This window comes from Pseudoalteromonas mucoides (assembly GCF_049257175.1).
Lineage (GTDB): Bacteria > Pseudomonadota > Gammaproteobacteria > Enterobacterales > Alteromonadaceae > Pseudoalteromonas.
In genome coordinates, this window is record NZ_JBMMUC010000010.1 from 109,589 (window position 1) to 124,146 (window position 14,558).

16 protein-coding genes are annotated in these 14,558 nt (G+C 40.5%); 10 read left to right on the forward strand and 6 right to left on the reverse strand.

Annotated features, from left to right (window positions below; translation table 11 throughout):
* Nucleotides 1-10: 10 nt before the first annotated feature.
* The 8 genes from astD to AAEU30_RS12555 all read left to right on the forward strand — a co-directional run bounded on the left by astD (nucleotide 11) and on the right by AAEU30_RS12555 (nucleotide 8,290).
* Complete coding sequence (gene astD, locus AAEU30_RS12520) at nucleotides 11-1,477, forward strand: succinylglutamate-semialdehyde dehydrogenase (RefSeq protein WP_421960832.1); 1,467 nt, start codon at nucleotides 11-13, stop codon at nucleotides 1,475-1,477.
* A 37-nt stretch (nucleotides 1,478-1,514) separates the two neighbouring features.
* The gene (locus AAEU30_RS12525) at nucleotides 1,515-2,318 is read left to right on the forward strand and encodes a DUF1338 domain-containing protein (RefSeq protein ID WP_421960788.1); all 804 of its coding nucleotides are present in this window, start codon (nucleotides 1,515-1,517) and stop codon (nucleotides 2,316-2,318) included.
* 85 nt (nucleotides 2,319-2,403) lie between these two features.
* Nucleotides 2,404-3,240: a hypothetical protein gene (locus AAEU30_RS12530; protein WP_421960789.1), complete on the forward strand. Its 837-nt coding sequence runs from the start codon at nucleotides 2,404-2,406 to the stop codon at nucleotides 3,238-3,240.
* Between the two features lie 301 nt (nucleotides 3,241-3,541).
* The gene (locus AAEU30_RS12535) at nucleotides 3,542-4,762 is read left to right on the forward strand and encodes a type III PLP-dependent enzyme (protein ID WP_421960790.1); all 1,221 of its coding nucleotides are present in this window, start codon (nucleotides 3,542-3,544) and stop codon (nucleotides 4,760-4,762) included.
* Between the two features lie 286 nt (nucleotides 4,763-5,048).
* Nucleotides 5,049-5,306, forward strand: a complete 258-nt coding sequence (locus AAEU30_RS12540; RefSeq protein ID WP_421960791.1) for a DUF3081 domain-containing protein — start codon at nucleotides 5,049-5,051, stop codon at nucleotides 5,304-5,306.
* A gap of 8 nt (nucleotides 5,307-5,314) precedes the next feature.
* The gene (locus AAEU30_RS12545; RefSeq protein WP_421960792.1) at nucleotides 5,315-5,614 is read left to right on the forward strand and encodes a hypothetical protein; all 300 of its coding nucleotides are present in this window, start codon (nucleotides 5,315-5,317) and stop codon (nucleotides 5,612-5,614) included.
* Between the two features lie 100 nt (nucleotides 5,615-5,714).
* Nucleotides 5,715-7,313, forward strand: coding sequence for an AbgT family transporter (locus tag AAEU30_RS12550; RefSeq protein ID WP_421960793.1), 1,599 nt, complete (start codon nucleotides 5,715-5,717; stop codon nucleotides 7,311-7,313).
* Between the two features lie 188 nt (nucleotides 7,314-7,501).
* Nucleotides 7,502-8,290: a hypothetical protein gene (locus AAEU30_RS12555; protein WP_421960794.1), complete on the forward strand. Its 789-nt coding sequence runs from the start codon at nucleotides 7,502-7,504 to the stop codon at nucleotides 8,288-8,290.
* 66 nt (nucleotides 8,291-8,356) lie between these two features.
* On the opposite strand, the gene AAEU30_RS12560 is transcribed toward AAEU30_RS12555, so the two are convergent.
* The 5 genes from AAEU30_RS12560 to AAEU30_RS12580 form a co-directional block, all read right to left on the reverse strand.
* Nucleotides 8,357-8,608 (reverse strand): hypothetical protein, encoded by a 252-nt coding sequence (locus AAEU30_RS12560; RefSeq protein ID WP_421960795.1) that lies wholly within the window; start codon nucleotides 8,606-8,608, stop codon nucleotides 8,357-8,359.
* A gap of 44 nt (nucleotides 8,609-8,652) precedes the next feature.
* Nucleotides 8,653-9,057: a DUF1761 domain-containing protein gene (locus AAEU30_RS12565; protein ID WP_421960796.1), complete on the reverse strand. Its 405-nt coding sequence runs from the start codon at nucleotides 9,055-9,057 to the stop codon at nucleotides 8,653-8,655.
* Nucleotides 9,058-9,176: 119 nt separating this feature from the next.
* Nucleotides 9,177-9,707, reverse strand: a complete 531-nt coding sequence (locus AAEU30_RS12570) for a response regulator transcription factor (RefSeq protein WP_421960797.1) — start codon at nucleotides 9,705-9,707, stop codon at nucleotides 9,177-9,179.
* Nucleotides 9,707-10,930: a sensor histidine kinase gene (locus tag AAEU30_RS12575; protein WP_421960833.1), complete on the reverse strand. Its 1,224-nt coding sequence runs from the start codon at nucleotides 10,928-10,930 to the stop codon at nucleotides 9,707-9,709. The genes AAEU30_RS12570 and AAEU30_RS12575 overlap by 1 nt, the downstream gene beginning before the upstream one ends.
* Nucleotides 10,931-10,966: 36 nt before the next feature.
* Nucleotides 10,967-11,371 carry a nuclear transport factor 2 family protein gene (locus AAEU30_RS12580; RefSeq protein WP_421960798.1) on the reverse strand — a complete coding sequence of 135 codons (405 nt, stop codon included), beginning with the start codon at nucleotides 11,369-11,371 and terminating at the stop codon, nucleotides 10,967-10,969.
* 232 nt (nucleotides 11,372-11,603) lie between these two features.
* Here AAEU30_RS12580 and AAEU30_RS12585 point away from each other — a divergent pair, with 232 nt between their 5' ends.
* Together AAEU30_RS12585 and gloA2 are read left to right on the forward strand one after the other, a co-directional pair.
* A complete protein-coding gene (locus AAEU30_RS12585; RefSeq protein ID WP_421960799.1) occupies nucleotides 11,604-12,677 on the forward strand; it encodes a ketoacyl-ACP synthase III in 1,074 nt (357 codons plus the stop codon).
* 48 nt (nucleotides 12,678-12,725) lie between these two features.
* The gene (gene gloA2, locus AAEU30_RS12590; protein ID WP_421960800.1) at nucleotides 12,726-13,112 is read left to right on the forward strand and encodes an SMU1112c/YaeR family gloxylase I-like metalloprotein; all 387 of its coding nucleotides are present in this window, start codon (nucleotides 12,726-12,728) and stop codon (nucleotides 13,110-13,112) included.
* Here gloA2 and AAEU30_RS12595 read toward each other — a convergent pair.
* Nucleotides 13,109-14,470, reverse strand: coding sequence for a leucyl aminopeptidase family protein (locus AAEU30_RS12595; protein ID WP_421960801.1), 1,362 nt, complete (start codon nucleotides 14,468-14,470; stop codon nucleotides 13,109-13,111). The two genes, gloA2 and AAEU30_RS12595, sit on opposite strands and share 4 nt — an antisense overlap.
* Nucleotides 14,471-14,558 lie beyond the last annotated feature (88 nt).

Sequence of the window (14,558 nt, forward strand, 5' to 3'; positions counted from 1 at the left end):
TACAGAATCAATCAATACACAGTTAATCAATAACCAATGGCAAGCAGGCCTGGGTCATTCATTTAATTCAATCAACCCAAGTAATGGTGACATTATTTGGCAGGGTGCTGCTGCAAGCCCTGCACAGGTTGATAGCGCCATTCTAGCCGCACGTAACGCGCAGGTTGAATGGGCTGACAAACCAATTTCAGAACGTATTAACATCCTTGAAAAATTTGCAGCTCTGTTAAAAGACAATAGTGAAGAACTCGCTATCATTATTGCTAAAGAAACTGGCAAACCATTGTGGGAAACCCGTACTGAGGTGGGAGCAATGGCGGGTAAAATCGCTATTTCTATCAAAGCACATAATGAGCGCACAGGCACTACTGAAAATCCTATGCCTGGTGCAAAGGCATTTATACGTCATAAACCACATGGTGTAGTGGCTATATTTGGCCCTTACAATTTCCCTGGTCACTTACCAAACGGGCACATTGTGCCGGCCATTTTAGCGGGTAATACCGTGGTATTTAAACCCTCTGAATTAACCCCTTACGTTGCACAGTTTACGCTAGAATTATGGTTAAAAGCCGGCTTACCCCAAGGTGTGATCAACCTTGTCCAAGGTGAAGTCGAAACAGGTAAAGCGCTTGCTAGCCACAAAGACATTGATGGCTTATTTTTTACCGGCAGCTCAAACACAGGTCATATATTACATAAGCAATTTGCCGGCCACCCAGGTAAAATTTTAGCCTTGGAAATGGGTGGTAATAACCCACTAATTATTAAAGATGTAGCTGATATTAGCGCAGCAGCTCACGATATCATTCAGTCTGGCTTTATCACTTCAGGGCAACGCTGTACCTGTGCTCGCCGTGTCTTTATCGAAAAAAGTCAAAATGGTGATGCGATTTTAGCAAAACTTATTGAAGCAACTAAAAATATCGTGGTGGCTGACAGCTTCGCTGAGCAACAACCATTTATGGGGGCGATGATCAGTGAGCAAGCAGCGCTTGGCATGCTAAAGGCTCAGCAAAGCCTGATTGATTTAGGCGCTAAGCCATTAGTTGAACTACAACACTTAGAGGCTGGTACGGGCTTTGTCAGCCCGGGAATTATCGATGTTACCCACATCAGCGAAATGCCCGATGAAGAGCATTTTGGTCCACTGATAAAAGTATATCGTTATGACAACTTTGATAGCGCTATTATGGAGGCAAATAATACCTCTTTTGGCTTATCAGCAGGGTTATTAAGTGATTCAGCCACAGATTACCAACATTTCTTAAAGCGTATACGTGCTGGGATTGTTAACTGGAACCGCCCTATCACAGGTGCATCAAGTGCCGCGCCATTTGGTGGTATAGGAGCCAGTGGTAATCATAGAGCAAGCGCCTACTATGCTGCTGATTATTGCTCATACCCTGTTTCATCAGTAGAGGCAGATCACGTTAATTTACCAGCAACCCTCGCGCCGGGCTTAATAATAGAATAATTAGCAGACGAAATAGTCAAAAAATTAAGGAATTAAAATGCACACAGATGTAAATACATTATTTGAAAACTTATGGCAAAACTACTTAGCTGTTACACCATCAGCCGTAAAAGTACATGAGTTACTTGGATCAACGCAAAAAGATGACATCATTAACGATCACATTGCACTGCGTACCTTTAACCATGAAAAAATTGGCCTTGAAAAACTAGCGGCCCATTTTTTAGCCGTTGGCTATAAAGAGTGTGGTGAATACCACTTTGAAGCAAAAAAACTGTATGCTAAGCATTATGAGCACCCAGATACGACACAGCCTAAAGTATTTATCTCTGAATTGCTGGTAGATAAATGCTCTCCAGAGCTACAGGCTATCGTTACTGATATGGTTGATAGTATTGATGCTGATGCTGTTACTAACGATAACTTTTTATACTCAGGCACGCATTGGCAAGTAAGCTCTGATACGTATAAAAAATTACTAGCTGAAAGCGAATATGCTGCATGGATGTCAGCATGGGGTTACCGTGCGAATCACTTTACGGTGAATATTAATGAACTTGCAAAGTTTGATAATATTGAAGATGTAAACCAGGCCCTTAAAGATGCAGGCTTTGCATTGAATACATCTGGTGGTGAAATTAAAGGATCTGCTGAGGTTTTATTAGAACAATCATCAACTCTCGCGGATGACTTTGCGGTAGAGTTTAGCGATAAAAAAATGACTGTACCTAGCTGTTTTTATGAGTTTGCCCTGCGTTATAACAAACCCGATGGCGAAATCTATACTGGTTTTGTTGCAGCCTCAGCAGATAAGATATTTGAAAGCACTAACGCGCGTTAACAAAATAGAATATCCTTTAAGCCCCTTACGGGGCTTTTTTATGTCATACTATAATTCTACTGTTAATTAATTGGGGTATCTCAGAATGAGACTCTTAAGTATCATAAGCTGCTTAATTGTTTTTATTTTATCGTGCTCATCAGCAGTAGCAAAAGATTCTTTAGTTATTCTCTCTCGCGCATTAAAAGATGATAATATCGAGAGGACATCAGATAAACTCTTCTATGATACCTTTTCCCATGCACTAAAAGATGAATTTACCACTACGTTTCAATGGACAAATCATGCCCGTTTGATACGCCGTCTCGAAAGTGACGAAGCTGTATGCAGTTATAATATAATCAAAACTCCCCAAAGAGAGAAGCTATTTGAGTTTTCTCACATACCAACATCAATGCATATTCAACGCAAAATATATGGTGATAAAGAAACACTTAAAAACCTGCCTGAAACCGTATCAGTGTCTAAACTACTTGCTCAGTATAAAACGTTTGGCGCTGTATCATCAGTAAGTTATGAGCAGCTTGATAAAATGTTTAGCAATTATCATGATCAAGTAGTGTCACTTCATGGCGCAGATAGCTTTACTCAATTAGCTCAACTATTACTTCACAAACGAGTCAATCTTATAGTCAATTACGATTCAGTAATGAAAACATTATTAACAAATGAACAATTAGCCACTCTCGATAGCCGAAAAATAGCTGAGTATCCGGAGTTTGTAACTGGCCACTTTGTTTGTAGCCGCCCCCCAAAAGGCAGTAAAGCACTCGATATTATTAATGCTTATATGTCGACACCTCAGATGTATAATTTTATCAAAAAAACACACTTTTCTGCATTTGATAAACAAACCGCAACTAATATGTTGTCAGAATTCAAAAACAAATATAATTTGTCACCGTCTGAATCAATCTATTAATATTATTGTTCGCCACTATAGCGACTAAATCTCCCTATATGCCAAGATGCAAACTAAATTACATAAAACTCAAAATAACTGTTGCATAAATTATAAACCGAGATTAATATCTCGCCGCTTCTTGATGATAGCCAATCCGAGTACATTACAAATCTAGTTTGTAGCAAGGCAATAGAGCAACTATCCAAGAGTGAATTTGACTGTATGAAATCAATCATTGTTCGGTTTCAACGCACTTAATGACACTCAACTGCCATGTGGATAAAACATACCCCTGCAGTTGCTTTACTCGGAGAATATAATGGCTTTATCAATTGACGTAACAATCAAAGTACCTGCATCAACGGTTGCTGCAAACCAACCTATTCATGATGAAATTGCACAACCGTCTAACACATTAATTGAACGATTAGTTGCCCAGCACGGTGCGCCTTTAATGGTGCTAGACTGCGAAGCTGTCCGCACTCAATATCGTTCACTTAGCAATGCATTACCAGGCGTTACGCTACACTTTGCATTAAAACCATTACCTCACGCCGCTGTTGTACGCACTTTATTAGAAGAAGGTGCGTGCTTTGATTTAGCCACCAGCGGTGAAGTTGCTTTAGTTGCCAGCCAAGGCGTACCAAGCGAGCGTACGATTCACACTCACCCAATCAAGCGTGATGCTGATATTCGTGATGCCCTTGAATATGGTTGTAATGTGTTTGTTATTGATAACATCAATGAGCTTGAAAAATTTATAGCTTACAAAGAAAGCGTTGAGCTTTTAGTTCGTTTGAGCTTTCGTAACGCCGATGCCTTTGCCGATCTTTCGAAAAAGTTTGGCTGTAGTCCAGCAATGGCCATTGAAATTATTACCTATGCCAAACAGCTTGGTATTCGTATTAAAGGTCTATCGTTCCATGTTGGCTCACAAACAGCTAGCCCAACAAAATACGTTAGTGCTATTGCAGCGTGTAATCTTGTAATACAGCGCATTGCTGAGTTAGGCTTACCTGCCCTTAGCACCTTGGATATTGGCGGTGGTTTCCCGGTACCTTATAGTAAAGATGTACTGCCTATTGATGTGTTCTGCGCGCCAATAAATGACGCATTGGCAAAACTGCCAGAAACAGTAAGGGTTATTGCAGAGCCTGGCCGCTTCATTGTTGCAAGTTGTGTAACAAGTGTAGCATCTGTCATGGGGCAAGCTGTTAGAGAAGGCAAACCTTGGTACTATTTAGATGATGGCATATATGGTTCTTTCAGTGGTTTAATATTTGATGAAGCCGCATACCCTATCGACTCTCTAAAACAAGAAGATGAGCGCGTAGAATCAGTATTAGCAGGCCCAACATGTGACAGCATCGATGTCATAAGTGAAGCAATTATGTTACCTAAATTAAATAACGGTGATTTAATCATCAGCCGTATGATGGGGGCATACACATTAGCCACCGCGACAGACTTTAATTTTTTTAAACGTGCAGAAGTGGTTGTATTAAATGAGCAAGTACAAAGCCAAGTTTTAACGGGCTGAATTGCTAACTAGCTTCTTAACCCTGTATACGTAGGTCTGTTTTCATATACATAAAACGCAGTTGCTCATTCCAGCTGCGTTTTTTCAAGTCTTAACCAGGCCACTAAGTCCACAAATTTAAAATATTTAACGTAAAAGTTGCCACCTAAACTTTTATCATCAAGCAAAAGAAACTACAGTTACAAATATTTGCACTCACACGAAAAATCCTATTTTATTTATTAAGAAAACGTCTTACTTTGAACCAAATACCGCTGATTAACGTATTAAATTATCGGGAGGCATTATGAAAAACGAAATTGACGGAAAACAAATACTAGCTGTTTACGAACGCATTATACAGCTTGGTAAAAATACTGACGACGGTAAACACTACATGGGCCTAACCGCCTTTTCTGATATTGATGGGTATACCATCTACCTTAAAGGCAGTGGTGTACTCCTTAGGTTTGGTTTTCATAACACCTATCACTTAGGTTATGAACACGATAAACACAAAGATGACTTTTTAAAAAAGCTGAGTAATATTCTTAATGAGGTATAGGAGAGTATGTGACTACAGAGCACCGAAAAAGACGCACAACACCAACTAGAAACACCGCATTCATTAATCAAGTTATTGCAGCACTGCAAGCCGATCCGGGTAAACTTGCAATCATCCGCAACAATTTAAATGAATACCGCCAACAACAGTTTCTAAAACGCGGTTTCTTGCTCGCAATTGAGCGTTTTGACTGGGTGTTTGAAGCAACCGATGATGTAAAGCAAATTTGCGACCAAATAATGGCTGATGATTATATTGGTAACCGCCTAAGGCGCTACCCACTGCTATTTAAAGGGGTTATCAACTAGGCCTATTCAACGTACCTGATTGGCAAACTATCGTTTATAGATGATTGATGCGGTGAAAAATGCTAGATTGCGGCAATTTTATTATTTTGAGAACCTTGCTATGTCAAAAGCTGTCGACACTGCAAACTCAACAAACCCAGAAAAACAATCAGGTTTATTTAATCGTTTTTTGGCAACAGTTGAGTTTTTGGGGAATATGTTACCCCACCCTATTACGTTATTTGCCATATTCTGTGTGGCTATCATTGTTTTCAGCGGCATCGCTGACTGGTTTGGTTTAAGTGCCATAGACCCACGACCTGTTGGTTCTGCAGGTCGCGATCCTGATGGTGTAATTGAAGTTGTCAGCCTTTTAAGTGCAGAGGGCTTACAGCGTATTGTTACAGGCCTAGTAACTAATTTTACCGGCTTTGCCCCTCTAGGCACTGTTTTAGTTGCCTTATTAGGTGTGAGTGTTGCAGAGCATTCAGGTTTATTATCAGCAGCCATGCGCGGCATGGTGATGGGAGCATCAAAACGTTTAGTAACATTCATGGTGGTGTTTGCTGCTATTTTGTCAAATACCGCATCTGAACTGGGTTACGTAGTGTTGATACCATTGGCAGCAATGATTTTCCACAGCCTAGGTCGTCACCCTTTAGCGGGGTTAGCAGCTGCTTTTGCCGGTGTGTCAGGTGGTTACAGTGCAAACCTACTGTTAGGCACGATTGACCCTTTACTGGCGGGTATCACCACACCAGCTGCACAAATGATTGACCCCACCTACCAAGTAGGCGCAGAAGCTAACTGGTATTTTATGATGATATCAGTATTACTTATCGCTTTATTAGGCACATTCGTAACTGAAAAAATTGTTGAACCACGCTTAGGAGAATATAACCCTGATGAAGCCAGTTCGGACCTTGCAGATAATAATATCCAAGGACTAACTGAGATTGAAAAGTCAGGCTTAAAGTGGGCTGGTGTTTCTTTACTTGTTGTATCTTTATTACTTGCTTGGACTATCGTGCCCGCAGATGGCATTTTACGTAACCCAGAGACTGGCTTAGTGGCTCACTCGCCATTTTTGAAAGGTATCGTGGTTTTTATATTTGTAACTTTTGGTATTCCTGGTTTTGTCTATGGTCGCGTTGTGGGCACCATGAAAAACGATAAAGATGTCATCGATGCCATGAGTAAAAGTATGAGCTCTATGGGTATGTATATCGTGCTGGTATTTTTTGCAGCCCAGTTTGTGGCATTTTTTAAATGGACAAATTTAGGCACCATCTTAGCTATCAATGGTGCTGCAATGCTACAAGCACTGAGCCTTACAGGCCCTGAAGTATTTGTGTTATTTATATTTATGTGTGCTTTAGTTAACTTAAGTTTAGGCTCATCATCAGCGCAATGGGCTGTTACTGCCCCTATATTTGTCCCTATGTTAATGCTAATAGGCTATGCCCCTGAAACGATTCAAGCCGCCTACAGAATTGGCGACTCAGTTACTAATCTGATCACCCCGATGATGAGTTATTTTGGCCTAATACTCGCAGTAGCAACTAAATACAAAAAAGACATGGGAATAGGCACGCTCGTTGCGACCATGCTGCCTTACAGTATGTTCTTCTTTGTTGGCTGGGTCGCATTATTTTACTTATGGGTCTTTGTATTTGGTTTACCTGTAGGGCCTGAATCGCCAATCTATTACACACCTTAATCATTAATAAAAAATACCAGCTTAGGCTGGTATTTTTTTAGATATAAAGCAATTTAACTGTTCTCAATTTTTTGATTTTCAACACTCATCATTATTTATTTTAATGAAATTTAAACAAGGCCAGCGTATTCTTTTTATAAACAAGGATTGCTACAATAATAGATAAATTATTCTAAAAGGATTTGTTTATGAAAAAACTACTTATTTTTCTCACTTTACTCTGTAACACTGCATTTGCGTTAGAGTTTCAAAAGTACCCTGTCGTTCTTGAGTCATCACGTGGTGAGCAAGTCATCATCGTTGAAACCCTCGACAAAACTCAAGCATTGATCAAAGTTGTCGGCGTAAATCACCCTATCGATGAGGTTGTTTTTCTCACCGACCTATTACCCCATGGAAGTATTAAAGCATATAAATACATTTTCGATGGCCAACAACGTGCTCTAGTTACTCGCGAACAAGGTTATGCCTGTTGCAGCTACGCTTTGTATTTACCCGACACTCGTAAAGCCATTTATTTATCTGAGCAAAAAGGCAAACGTAATAAAGCAATATCTGAAGATACCTATGCCCAATACAAAGCTCAGCTAGCTGATAATATTCAAGCCGACTTCGCAAAATTTAACCGAGAAAAAGCAATTGCAAATTCGCTTGAAGCATTAGACAAAGCGCAGCAAAGGTTTACAAAACAGTGTGGCGGCAAAATTGAAACAACTATAAATTGGCAAGAAATCGACGACAGCTTATTACAAACCTATGCCATCGGCGCATATTGCGGACAAGTCGCTAACTCTCTTGCAAAACAATGTGAAAACTCAAGCGAATTCAAACCCGTTGCACAACAGTTTGGCAAAGTAGAATGTGAATTTACTGATGAATTAAAATTGCGTCATACAGATTCATTAATTCACTTCAAAACAGCGCCTAAAGCACCTAACCAAGCTCAGTTTGTTGAAGCCTATTTGCGCAATTTATAGCACGATAATTTTTAAGTTACTGATTGTGAAAAACATTCGTTTAAGCTAATTCATTACATCGGTATATTATTTAAAGGTAACTTTGCCACCAATCATTTTATACGCTGGGGCGCCTCGAATGAGGGTTTCGCGGGCGAAGGGGCGCTCGCATTGCGGGCAAATACAAGGGGTTGTGGTGAAGTCTTGGTTGATACGCTCTTTAAAGCATTTAACTAAAGCACCTTTCCCGCCTTTGCGGTATTTGAATAACTGGGTTTTACATTGACTGCAAAAAATATCGACGGTTTTAGTGGGGCCTTTTTTATTTGGTTTTGCCATTTTAACTACTTCTTTTACTACAAATACCTCTGTAGGGTAACAGGTTATGGCCAAAGCCCCAAAACCAGCCCCATCAGGGTGAATTGCAAAATATGATAACCACTATTAACCATAAATAGTTTTAACGGGCGTTGCTCAAACAAATAAGTGATACCATAGGCACTGCTGACCCAACAAACTCCAATAATGAATGCTGCTCCAACACTCACTCCCAGACTTGGCGCTGGCCCAACGAACAATGATAAACTAAGCGCAATAAAGAACGAGAGTAAAAAGCTGCCAATGAATACTCTTTTTGGATTAATAGTCTTTAAATCAAGCTCTGTTAATCCACACGCCTCCATCCAAATTCGTTGAAATAGTAAAGGCGAATACCAAATCCCGCCCAAGGCAAAAGAGGATAAGGCAGCAATAAACACCGCGAAAAAATTTACTTGGGAAAAATCCATATACGGCTCAATTAGGATGGTAAATTAAAGGGATATCTTTACTTTAGTAAATGAATGCTATTACGGCAAACCTCCATTGTAGCAAAAATTACAACAACCAAATTTTTATCCATCACTTTTCATTGCTTAACAGGCTTTTTTTGGAGCTTTCGCTGTAAGGTGCGTCTATGCATATTAAGTTGCCTAGCTGTTTCTGAGATATTACCTTGATTAAAGTGAAGAACTTGCTGAATATGTTCCCACTCTACCCGTTCAGCTGACATAACAGTAGTGGGGGTAGCTGTAATTTCGGCTGTTAGTTGATTATTTATATCTAAGGCTTTGACTAAAGTTGGCATATCAACGGGTTTTGTTAAGTAATCGTTGGCACCAATTCGCATTGCTTCTACAGCAGTCGCTATACTGGCAAAACCCGTCAGCAAGACTATATGGCAGCTCGGCAATAATTCCTTTATTGGTTTTATTAATAACAGCCCATTGTCATCACCTAGCTTCATATCTAACAACACATGGCTTGGTTTATATTGTTTTACAAGTTGCAATGCTTGCGCACTATTATGTGCCACTTCGCAAGTAAAACCATGTTTAGTTAAACGTCTTGCTAACGTATTCGCTAAATTTATATCATCTTCAATTATAAGCAATTTCATTATTTTTCTTCATTTAATACTGCAAGCTGTACCTTAGCAACAGCGCCCCCTTCGGGGTGATTGTAAAGTGTTAAAGAGCCTTGTAGCCGTTCAAGTGTTACGTTAGATAGCAACACTGCTAGCCCCATACCTGACTTACTAGCCATTATGTGCCCGCCTAGTTGAGTTAATTGTTCACTAGTAAAGCCCATCCCATGATCACGAATCAACAAGCTCACTTCATTATCACTTGCTTGCCAACTCAAAGCTAACTGTACTTGCTTATTTTGCAGATTTGCTGTGGCTGAGTTTTGCAATAAGTTAAGAATGGCAGGTAACAGCATTGCGTCACCTTTTACATTGACAGCTGGAGCATCACTTTGCCATATCAGTTGTTGATCCGGGTATTGTAAAAGCATACTGTCTTGGATCTGCTGCGCTAGCGCGGGCAATTCAATGTAGCCAATGTCACTGTGAGTTCTTAATTGCGCTGATAAATCTCTAAAGTTATTTAGTTGTGTTGCGCACTGCATAAGCGGTTTATGCATTTCATTAATGAGCACATTGCTAGGTTGCTCTTCTTGTAGCTCTTCAAAAAGCAATTGTAAATTTGCTATTGGGCTGGCAAGTTGATGAGTAATTTGAGCTGCTGCACCATCAAGTGTAACTAACTGCTCTGAGCGTAATTGTTTCTCGCGTACCTTTGCAATAGTACGCTCTCTAGAGTGCAATGCCCGATTCATAGTGCCAATCACCAAGGCAATCACGCTGGCACTGATGACAAAATTAACCCACATGCCAACAAAATGACTGGTCATATCCATATGATGCATACTGTGTTGTGGCATTTTGTACAGTAATAAGCTGTAAGCCGATATTGCCAGCACCGCAATATATGCCAGCCCTTTTGCACTTACGCTCACAGCAGCAATCATAATAGGTAACAGTAACAATGAGACAAATGCGTTGGTTGCGCCACCACTTAGCGACAATAAAACACTTAAAAATAAAACATCCGCGGTGAGTTGCATCAACATACCCATCTCTTTTGCTTTACTCACATTGCGATAAGCAACCACACTTAATATTTGAAATACAGCCTCTAGGGAAATAACAAGCAGTAATTCATAGAGTGGGATCTGGTGTTCCAATAAAAAATAAACCGCGATCACCGCTAAGAGTTGTATTGCAATCGCGCCGCTTCGCAGCATCAATAAGCGGCTAATTGCAGGATCTGTTTGCATTAAAAATGCCATTTACGTTATACCTAAAGCTAAGAGTTAATCTTCATCCATTGATATATTAAATACGGCGCAAGGTGTGCCTTGATGAAATACCATTTTCCACGACGCTTCACTATATCGCCAAAGCGACATCCGTAATGAATAATTAAATTCAGCACGCGCCGAACGCCTGTAAGCGGCTTGATAGCTCAATTGTACAATATCGTCACTGAGCATACGTCCTTTAAAATTTTGATTATAAAACTGCGGTACAACCTCTGTAGGCAGACGTGTTAACACTTGGTATTTATTAAACACCGTGCCATTACCAGCGATTTCTATAAACTCGTCATCCAGTAACGCGTCTAATGCTTGCTCTGACTGGCGGATCTCCGGTTCAAGTAGCTGACGTTCGGCATCAATAAGATGATTAAACAGTGATGCCTTTATTTTGCTATGCATAGCAGCCCTTACGTTTTTTCATAGCCATATTCCACCTACCTTATCAATGTAAAGATTATATAAGCATTTATTATTTTTCATGCTAGCCTTTTTTCTACTACCATTAACGTAAATTACGTTTAATTACCACTATTTACGATATAAACAAAGCTATCAACTAGTCTTATAACGGGATTTTTGGTATAAAACACGCATTGATGACAGATGTCTGACCACTATAAGAGAACCCACTATGTCTTACGCACATATAACAGGTTGGGGAAAATGCATTCCACCAGCCCGCATTAGCAACGATGAAATTAGCCAACTTGTTGATACCAATGACGAGTGGATCACTACCCGTACGGGTATCAAAGCGCGCAGAGTAAGCCACGTAAGCACAGCTGAATTAGCAACGGTTGCAGCAAAACATGCCATTGCTTGTGCCGGAGTTGATGCTAAAGACATAGATTTAGTTTTATTAGCCACTTGTACACCTTCAACCATGGTGGCAAATACTGCCTCATTGGTACAAAAAAATATCGGTGCAGTCGGTGCTGCGGCAATGGATACAAACGCGGCCTGTTCTGGCTTTTTGTATGCATTACAAGCTGCAACTGCACAAATTCAAGCTGGAATGATCAAAAAAGCAGTGGTTATTGCCGCAGAGCGAATGACTTGGTATGTAAACTGGGATCGTCGTGACAGCGCAGTACTATTTGGCGATGGTGCTGGTGCCGTTGTACTTGAAGCCGCCGATACCCCATCAGGCTTAATGGCAACTAAAACAGGTTGTGACAGCGAAGACCGTGATATTTTACACATTACCAACTTTGGTAGTGATATTGATAAGTACAGTCCAGCAGGCCCATCAGATTTATTGTTTGAGGGTCGTGAAATATTCAAACGTGCGGTAAAAGGCATGAGCGAGGCCTGTGACGATGTGCTCTCACAAGCTGACTTAAGCTTAGATGAAATCGACGTTCTGGTCCCGCATCAAGCAAACTTACGTATTATCCAAGCTATTCAACAGCGCCTTAAGGTTGCTGATGAGAAAGTAATGGTAAATATTGGCGAATATGGCAACACATCGGCCGCCACTATCGCTATCGCACTATGTGAAGCGGTTGAGCAAGGTTTAATAAAGCCTCACTCTAATATTATGTCGGCCGCTTTTGGTGCCGGATTAACGTGGGCTGCAAGTTACATAAAATGGGGCGAACGAGTGACGCCTATTAACACTAGTGATGCTACTTTACCGGCATGTGATAAAACTGGCCTAGAGCTTGTTTCAGCTGCCGTAGCTGCATGTAAAAACACTGATTAATTGCTATAGAATAAAGCGCGATTTTCGCGCTTTTTTTATTGGACAGATATGGAACTACTCGCTATTCATCACATTGCTATTATTTGTAGCGACTACCAACGGGCTAAGCATTTTTATACTCAAATACTCAAGCTACCCATAATTCATGAACAATATCGTGCTGAACGCAACTCTTATAAATTAGATTTGGCATTGCCCAATGGCAGCCAAATAGAACTATTTTCATTTTCTGGGGCGCCAAAAAGACCGAGTTACCCAGAGGCACAAGGATTAAGACACTTAGCTTTTGCAGTAAAAGATATTAGCCAAGCTAAAACTTATTTAGAAAAAAATAATGTAACAGTGGAACAAATAAGAGTGGATGAAATCACCGGGAAGCGGTTTACTTTTTTTGCCGATCCCGATGATTTACCACTAGAGCTTTATGAAGTTTAGTTAAAACGACTTGCTAAGTAATTAAATACAGCGCGAACTCCTAAAGCTTCACCACCAGCCGGGCGACCTGGTAATGAACGTAAGTTCCAAGCCATAACATCAAAATGAACCCAATCGGTGGTAGGCGCAACAAACTCTTTTAGATATAAAGCGGCTGTAATAGCACCACCGAAGGGTGTGCTCGCACAATTAGCCATATCTGCAACATCACTTTTTAGAAAACTCGTATATTGCTCAAATAAAGGAAGTTGCCATACAGGATCGCTCACATCCATACCTGAATCAACAATACCATTAGCCACATCGCGACTTGTTGAGAAAAAACCTGGTAACTCAGTGCCTAAGGCTACACGGCACGCCCCTGTAAGTGTTGCAAAATCAATCAGCAATTCAGGTTCATCGTTTTGAGCTTCAGTTAAAGCATCACACAAAACTAAACGCCCTTCTGCGTCTGTGTTATCTATTTCAACCATGATGCCTTTGCGTGTTTTAATTACATCACCGGGTCTGAATGCATTACGTGATACAGCATTTTCTACCGCAGGTACAAGCACTCGTAAACGCACAGGTAACTTGGCAGCCATTATTAATTGTGCTAAACCAATAACATGTGCTGCGCCGCCCATGTCTTTTTTCATGTTACGCATGCCTGAACTTGGTTTTAAATCTAAACCGCCTGAATCAAAACATACGCCTTTACCAACTAGGGTAATTAATGGAGCTTTTTCATCACCCCATTTTAAATCCAGTAACCGTGGTTTATTTTCACTGGCGCGCCCAACCATGTGGATTGTTGGGTAGTTTTGCTCAAGCAATTCATCGCCAACCCATTCACTAAACTCACCTTTATAAGTGATTGCTAAGTCGGCCATCACTTGTGATAAATGCTGAGGCATCATATCGGCCGCTGGCGTGTTAACCAAATCGCGTACCAAATTAATTGCACTAGCTTGCTGATCCAAGCGCTCAAACATGGCTTTATCTGCAATAGCTAATTGCGCTTTCGCAGCCCCTTTTGCCTTATATTCGCTAAACTCATAGCCACCTAACATAAACCCTAGTGCAACTTGCTCTAGCGTGTCTTCTAAGCCTTGAATCTGATAGCAACCAGCAGGGAGTTTAGTAGCCAACTCGCCGGCTAACCAAAAGTCATCAAGGCTATTAACCAAACAATATGCGTGTGCCAATGCCCCTGATTTTTCATCAACTACCAAGGCCAAGCCTTGCTTTTTAAAGTCACAACTTTGCAGCCAGTTTTGTAAGAAAATAGATTGTTGTTCCAACCAGTTAGCTAAGTCACTTTTGGTAATAAAAGATAAAGGAATTCCTGAAGAAGTATGATGAATTAATGCACTCATTAAATGACTCATTTTTTAAATAATTAGAGCTTTAGCATACCAATATCCCCAGTCAAAAGGTATAGCTAAGGCAGAGCTACTAATACAA

Excerpts from the sequence above, each read along its gene's own strand:
- AAEU30_RS12525 (WP_421960788.1), top strand. The coding sequence starts at position 1,515 with ATGCACACAGATGTAAATACATTATTTGAAAACTTATGGCAAAACTAC.
- AAEU30_RS12530 (WP_421960789.1), top strand. The coding sequence starts at position 2,404 with ATGAGACTCTTAAGTATCATAAGCTGCTTAATTGTTTTTATTTTATCG.
- AAEU30_RS12535 (WP_421960790.1), top strand. The coding sequence starts at position 3,542 with ATGGCTTTATCAATTGACGTAACAATCAAAGTACCTGCATCAACGGTT.
- AAEU30_RS12540 (WP_421960791.1), top strand. The coding sequence starts at position 5,049 with ATGAAAAACGAAATTGACGGAAAACAAATACTAGCTGTTTACGAACGC.
- AAEU30_RS12550 (WP_421960793.1), top strand. The coding sequence starts at position 5,715 with ATGTCAAAAGCTGTCGACACTGCAAACTCAACAAACCCAGAAAAACAA.
- AAEU30_RS12555 (WP_421960794.1), top strand. The coding sequence starts at position 7,502 with ATGAAAAAACTACTTATTTTTCTCACTTTACTCTGTAACACTGCATTT.
- AAEU30_RS12560 (WP_421960795.1), bottom strand. The coding sequence starts at position 8,608 with ATGGCAAAACCAAATAAAAAAGGCCCCACTAAAACCGTCGATATTTTT.
- AAEU30_RS12565 (WP_421960796.1), bottom strand. The coding sequence starts at position 9,057 with ATGGATTTTTCCCAAGTAAATTTTTTCGCGGTGTTTATTGCTGCCTTA.
- AAEU30_RS12570 (WP_421960797.1), bottom strand. The coding sequence starts at position 9,707 with ATGAAATTGCTTATAATTGAAGATGATATAAATTTAGCGAATACGTTA.
- AAEU30_RS12575 (WP_421960833.1), bottom strand. The coding sequence starts at position 10,930 with ATGCAAACAGATCCTGCAATTAGCCGCTTATTGATGCTGCGAAGCGGC.
- AAEU30_RS12580 (WP_421960798.1), bottom strand. The coding sequence starts at position 11,371 with ATGCATAGCAAAATAAAGGCATCACTGTTTAATCATCTTATTGATGCC.
- AAEU30_RS12585 (WP_421960799.1), top strand. The coding sequence starts at position 11,604 with ATGTCTTACGCACATATAACAGGTTGGGGAAAATGCATTCCACCAGCC.
- gloA2 (WP_421960800.1), top strand. The coding sequence starts at position 12,726 with ATGGAACTACTCGCTATTCATCACATTGCTATTATTTGTAGCGACTAC.
- AAEU30_RS12595 (WP_421960801.1), bottom strand. The coding sequence starts at position 14,470 with ATGAGTGCATTAATTCATCATACTTCTTCAGGAATTCCTTTATCTTTT.